We start from the raw sequence: 5,923 nt of genomic DNA, 5'->3' as shown, positions 1-5,923 counted from the left end.
ATTCTAACATAACTTCCTGTTTTTTTTTAATAGTCGACTTCGTAAACTCTTCAACGATCCTGACAATTCCTGATGCGAGCCTTACTACCTCATCAGTTGTAGTGTGTTGGCCAAAAGAAATCCGGAAGAATCCTTTTGCAGCATCATTTCCTACGCCTAAGGCTTGAACTGCTTTAGAAGGTGCTTGAAGCCCCATTGAACAAGCACTGCCAGTTGAGATTGCATAGCCTAGCCGATTACACTCCAGCATCATCCATTGGCCTTCGATTCCAATAATCCGCATGCCGATAATGTGAGGAAGCTGTGAATTTTCACTAGCTTGATATACCACTATGTGGTCTTTAATCGGCTCGAGTGTTTTAAAGAACTGTTCTCTAAGTTGCTGGAATTTCAAAAAATTCTCAGGGATGCTCTGAACGATTTTCTGAGCGGCGGTTGCCATAGCAGCAATGCCAGGAACGTTAATTGTACCTGGACGCAGACCCTTTTCGTGAGACGTCCCCGGAAAAAATGAATGCCAAGCCACCCCTGGCTGAATATAGACTCCGCCCACACCTTTAGGCCCGTATATTTTATGTCCGGAAAAAGAAAAGCTGGTTAAAAATGGAATAAATTGGCGGATTTCAATTTTTCCAAAGGATTGGACGAAATCGCTATGAAATAAAATCTTGTGTTCTCTGCAGGCTCTACCAATCTCTTCAATTGGCTGAATGGTCCCAATTTCCGAGTTTACATGCTGAATACACAATAAGACTGTATCAGGTCTGATGGCACGTAAAAGCTGGTCCAAATCAATAATTCCATCTGAAGTAAACGGAAGCCATGTGATTTCAAAGCCTTCTTTCTCAAGCCGATTCAAAACCCCGTATATGGAGGAATGCTCGGCTATACCGGCAATAATATGTTTTCCGGCTTTTTCTTTTGCAGACAACAATGCTTCGATCGCTAAAAAATTTCCTTCTGATCCTCCACTTGTAAAGTACAAACTTGTTGGATCAATGCCTAATAGAGAAGCCAATTCTGCTCGACAATGTTCTAAAAGTGTCGTGGCCTGACTGCCAACATCATGAAGACTGCTGGAATTACCAAAAAAGTCTGTCGCCGCTTTCACATAAACTTCAGCAGCTTCAGGGTCCAAGGGGGTAGTGGCTGCAAAATCAAAATAGATCATAATTCCCCTCCAATTACTATTTTATACTTGTTTTTAGTTTAATTCTGTGTAAATATAGTGTCAAGACACCTGTTAAGCCAGGAGGGTCATACCATGACAAATGCGGATGTTATCATTGTAGGCAGTGGGGTAGCGGCATTACAACTAGCTGTCCACATTAGTAAGCAAAAAAATGTGAGACTTCTCACAAAGTCACAACTATCTAATTCCAATTCTTACCTCGCTCAAGGCGGGATTGCTGCGGCAATAGGTCCAAGCGACCATCCTTCCAAACATTTTGAAGATACTTTAGAGGCAGGTCGATACCATAATCACCCGGATTCGGTCAAACAAATTATTTTTGAGGCGCCCAAGCTAATTCGAGAAATTGCTCAAAGCGGCCATGTTTTTGACTGTAATTCACACGGTCAGTTGCAATTGGGCATGGAAGGAGCTCATAGCGAACATCGGATTGTTCATGGTGGCGGTGATGCTACCGGCCGAAAGGTAACAGACTATTTAATAGATCGTCTGGCAGATAACATAAGCATTGAAGAAGACGCATTCGCGTATGAATTGATATTAAATCATGACAAGAACCGCTGTATCGGCGTAAAAGTAAAACATTCCGATGAATCGATTGAACACTACTTTGCAAGCCATATTGTATTAGCGACTGGTGGATGTGGGCAATTATTCAGTTATACATCCAACGCATCAACCGTAACAGGGGATGGCATCGCACTTGCTTATCAAGCAGGAGCAGAAATAGCTGATATGGAATTCATCCAATTTCATCCAACACTTTTATATATAAATGGGGAGACAAAAGGATTAATCTCTGAAGCAGTTCGAGGCGAAGGTGCCAGGTTAGTTACGGACGACGGCACACTAATCATGGAAGGAATTCATCCCTATAAAGACCTTGCCCCTAGACACATCGTCTCACAGACGATTTATACCTATTTGAAAAAAGGTAAAAACGTATTTTTAGATATTACTAGCATTAAAGATTTTAAAAATCGCTTTCCATCAATTACGGCGAATTGTGAGGAAAACGGGCTTGATTTATCGAAGGGGAAAATTCCGATTGCCCCGGGAAGTCATTTCTTAATGGGTGGGGTTAAAACAGATTTGACTGGAAGAACCACTTTACCAAGCCTTTATGCCATTGGCGAAACTGCATGTACCGGGCTTCATGGAGCGAATCGACTAGCAAGTAATTCCTTGCTCGAAGGCCTTTATCAAGGAAAAAAACTAGCGGAGTGGATCAATGAGTTACCATCAGAGCCATTCTTTAGTCATGATCTTATTGAACAGGGGCAACGAAAGTCTGCAAAAATCAATCTTCCGGAAATCCAGCAAATACAAGAGTCGATGATGGATCGGGTCGGAATTGTTCGCAATGAGATCGCTTTAACCACTCAAAAAAAATGGCTGGAGCAGTTTTCATTGCCAAAACGTTCCGAATTGGATTTTTTAACGATAAAGGAAATCACAACGACATTTATGCTGCAAACGGCGATGTTGATCACTGATTCAGCTTTGAAGCGGACAGAAAGCCGCGGTGGGCATTATAGAAGTGATTATCCAATGGAAGATGATTGTAATTGGCTGGGAAAATCACTGATTCATCAAAAACGACGGGATGAGGAGAAGTCACATGAACAAACTGAAATTGCGCTCTCAACTTGAAAGTTTTTTTAATGAAGATATAGGGGAACAGGATCTTACAACCGATTTAATTTTTACGGAGGAGACCGATGGGGAAATTGTCTTCCTTGCGAAGGATGAAGGGATATTTTGCGGGGAAGAAGTAATGAAAACCGGGTTTCACCTGTTAAATCCAGATATCAATACGAATGTTCTGGTTAAGGATGGAGAAGTGATTCATAAAGGACAGCAGCTGGCGCTCGTTTCTGGGAAAATTTCAGACCTATTAAAAGGGGAACGAGTGGTTCTTAACCTTGTTCAACGAATGAGTGGCATTGCGACGCTGACTCGTCAAGCAGTAGAAACACTAAACAGTGCACATACGAAAATTTGTGATACAAGAAAAACAACACCTGGGCTTCGGATGCTAGAGAAGTATGCGGTTCGAACTGGTGGAGGGTTTAACCACCGCTTCGGTTTATATGATGGAGTCATGATTAAGGATAACCACATTTCTTTTGCTGGCACAATTAGCCGTGCTGTTGAGGCAGTCCGCAGCCAATTAGGTCATATGGTAAAGGTAGAAGTTGAGGTTGAAACAGCAGAACAAGTAAGAGAAGCGGTAAATGCCGGAGTTGATATCATCATGTTCGATAATCGCACACCTGATGAAATCAAGGAGTTTATCAAGCTGGTACCATCAGGAATCATCACTGAAGCTTCCGGTGGGATTCAGTTAAGTAATTTGGCTGAGTATCGCGATACCGATGTGGATTACATTTCTCTTGGCTTTTTAACCCATTCCTATAAAGCCCTTGATATTAGCGTAAAAGTGCATTGGCACAAAGGAGATGAGTAAGATGAGTATCTTAGCTTCTATGCAAAAAAATCAACTAATTCCTGAAGAATATAAGCAAATGTCACGTACGGAACTTGAAGATAGAGTAAAGGAAATTAAAAATAAACTGGGTCCCAAGTTATTTATACCAGGGCATCATTATCAAAAAGATGAAGTTATTCAATTTGCGGATGCCACTGGGGATTCGCTGCGATTGGCACAATTATCAGCTGAGAACACAGAGGCAGAATATATCGTGTTCTGCGGGGTACATTTTATGGCAGAAACAGCTGATATTTTAACGACTCAGAATCAAACTGTTTTTCTTCCTGATATGCGGGCAGGATGCTCTATGGCGGACATGGCCGACCTGCAGCAGACCGAGCGTGCCTGGGCTAAGCTTGGCGAAATGTTTGGAGACACCATTCTTCCATTAACCTATGTCAACTCGACCGCCGCGATCAAAGCATTTGTTGGGGCAAATGGCGGGGCAACTGTTACCTCATCCAATGCTCATACAATGGTAAAATGGGCTTTTGAGCAAAAAGAAAGAATCTTGTTTTTACCTGACCAGCATTTAGGACGTAATACGTCATTTGATTTAGGAATTGCTCCAGAGGAAATGGCTGTATGGAACCCAATAAATGATACACTTATATATGAAGGGGACATTTCTAAGATTAAAGTCATTTTGTGGAAAGGGCATTGCTCAGTCCATGAAAATTTTACGGTGCAAAATGTCCATGACACCCGGGTTCAATTTCCAGATATGAAAATTATTGTTCATCCGGAATGTCGCCGCGAGGTAGTCGAGCTGGCCGATGAAGCTGGTTCTACTAGCTATATCATTAATACAATTGAAAAAGCGGAGCCTGGTTCAGCCTGGGCAATTGGTACCGAAATGAATCTGGTCAACCGAATTATCCAACAGCACCCTGATAAGCACATTATTTCGTTAAATCCACAAATGTGTCCGTGTCTGACGATGAACCGCATTGATCTGCCGCATTTAGTTTGGAGCCTCGAAACATTGGGGGATCCTGAAAATCGCAACATTATTAGAGTTAGCAACGAAATTGCCGAAGATGCCAAGTTGGCATTAGAACGGATGCTAGCCAATTCCTAAATATTTTCTAAAGATGCAGCTTAAATGGTTGCGTCTTTTTTGTTTGGAAATTGGGAAAGAGTTGTCTATATAAGATTCTATACCGATGAGAAACCGCGCCCCTCAAGGATAAATTTTGCTTATACCCATGGCTAATCATATTTTTCAAAAAAAATGCATAAGTTTTGGAGAAGAATATTAGCATTTTGCCCATTCACACATACACTATATGGACTTATGCCATAGGAGGGAAATCAGAGTGAAGATCCATATCGTACAGAAAGGGGATACTCTTTGGAAGATCGCCAAGAAGTACGGCGTGAACTTTGAAGAGCTGAAAAAACTCAATTCACAGCTCAGCAATCCTGATATGATTATGCCCGGTATGAAAATAAAAGTCCCAACTTCAGGAGGAATAGTAAAAAAGGAAGGGGCAAATCCAGGAATAAAAAAAGAAGTTCCGCTGACAGATCATCCGTTTGCCAAGGAAAAACCAATCCCCATCAAAGAAATGCCAATCAAAGAAATGCCAATCAAAGAAATGCCAATTAAGGAACAGCCAATCGTAAAAGAAGCACCTAAAGCACCTTATACTCCAAAAATGCCTCTGCAAGTAGTCCCTGAAATCGATATTAATAACTACTATATGATGAATATGCAACAAATGAAGGTAGAACAGCCACAATTACCGCCTAAACCAGCTAATATCCTCCCGGAGGTAAAAGAAGTTCCTAAAAAGGAAATCCCAATTCCTATGAAGGAAAACCCGATTCCTATGAAGGAAAATCCTATTTTTGCTCCACCGCCAAAAATGGAAGCACCTGTTGAAATGCCAATGCAGATGCCACAGCCACAGCAGGACTATTGTGTTCCAGTTACTCCGATTATGCCAGGACCAGGATTTTGTCCGCCATTTGGAGGTTTCCCTGTCCAACCGTTGCCATTTCCTGCAACACCGGCTATGCCGATGGCCCCTGGAATGGTTGGTGGTGCGGCGGTACCAATGGGCGGCGCTCCAGTTGGGTCAGTAGCACCGATGGGCGGTACATCGTTTATGCCGCATCATTTTGATGAGTCATCGTCGTTCATGCCGCAAATGCCTGCAATGAGCCCAGCGGTTAATCCTGGAGCTGCTATGGGAATGCCAGGATATCAGCAACCAATGCAAATGGACCCA

General features: G+C 42.3%; 5 protein-coding genes. 4 read left to right on the top strand and 1 reads right to left on the bottom strand.

What is annotated here, in order from left to right:
* The coding region (locus tag V7083_RS00150; protein WP_335474110.1) for an IscS subfamily cysteine desulfurase at positions 1 to 1,171 on the bottom strand (1,171 nt) is incomplete at its 3' end.
* A gap of 93 nt (positions 1,172 to 1,264) precedes the next feature.
* Here V7083_RS00150 and nadB point away from each other — a divergent pair.
* The 4 genes from nadB to safA all read left to right on the top strand — a co-directional run.
* The gene (gene nadB, locus V7083_RS00145) at positions 1,265 to 2,845 is read left to right on the top strand and encodes an L-aspartate oxidase (RefSeq protein WP_335474108.1); all 1,581 of its coding nucleotides are present in this window, start codon (positions 1,265 to 1,267) and stop codon (positions 2,843 to 2,845) included.
* On the top strand, positions 2,814 to 3,662 hold the full coding sequence (nadC, locus tag V7083_RS00140; protein WP_335474106.1) for a carboxylating nicotinate-nucleotide diphosphorylase: 849 nt from the start codon (positions 2,814 to 2,816) through the stop codon (positions 3,660 to 3,662). The genes nadB and nadC overlap by 32 nt, the downstream gene beginning before the upstream one ends.
* Position 3,663: 1 nt before the next feature.
* Positions 3,664 to 4,767, top strand: coding sequence for a quinolinate synthase NadA (nadA, locus tag V7083_RS00135; protein WP_335474104.1), 1,104 nt, complete (start codon positions 3,664 to 3,666; stop codon positions 4,765 to 4,767).
* A 238-nt stretch (positions 4,768 to 5,005) separates the two neighbouring features.
* Positions 5,006 to 5,923: SafA/ExsA family spore coat assembly protein (gene safA / locus V7083_RS00130; RefSeq protein WP_335474102.1), on the top strand; the 918-nt coding region annotated here is incomplete at its 3' end.

The organism is Bacillus sp. JJ1764, assembly GCF_036962145.1.
GTDB lineage: Bacteria > Bacillota > Bacilli > Bacillales > Cytobacillaceae > Neobacillus.
The sequence above is the reverse complement of the archived record's forward strand: the minus strand, read 5'-3'. Positions and strand labels throughout refer to the sequence as shown.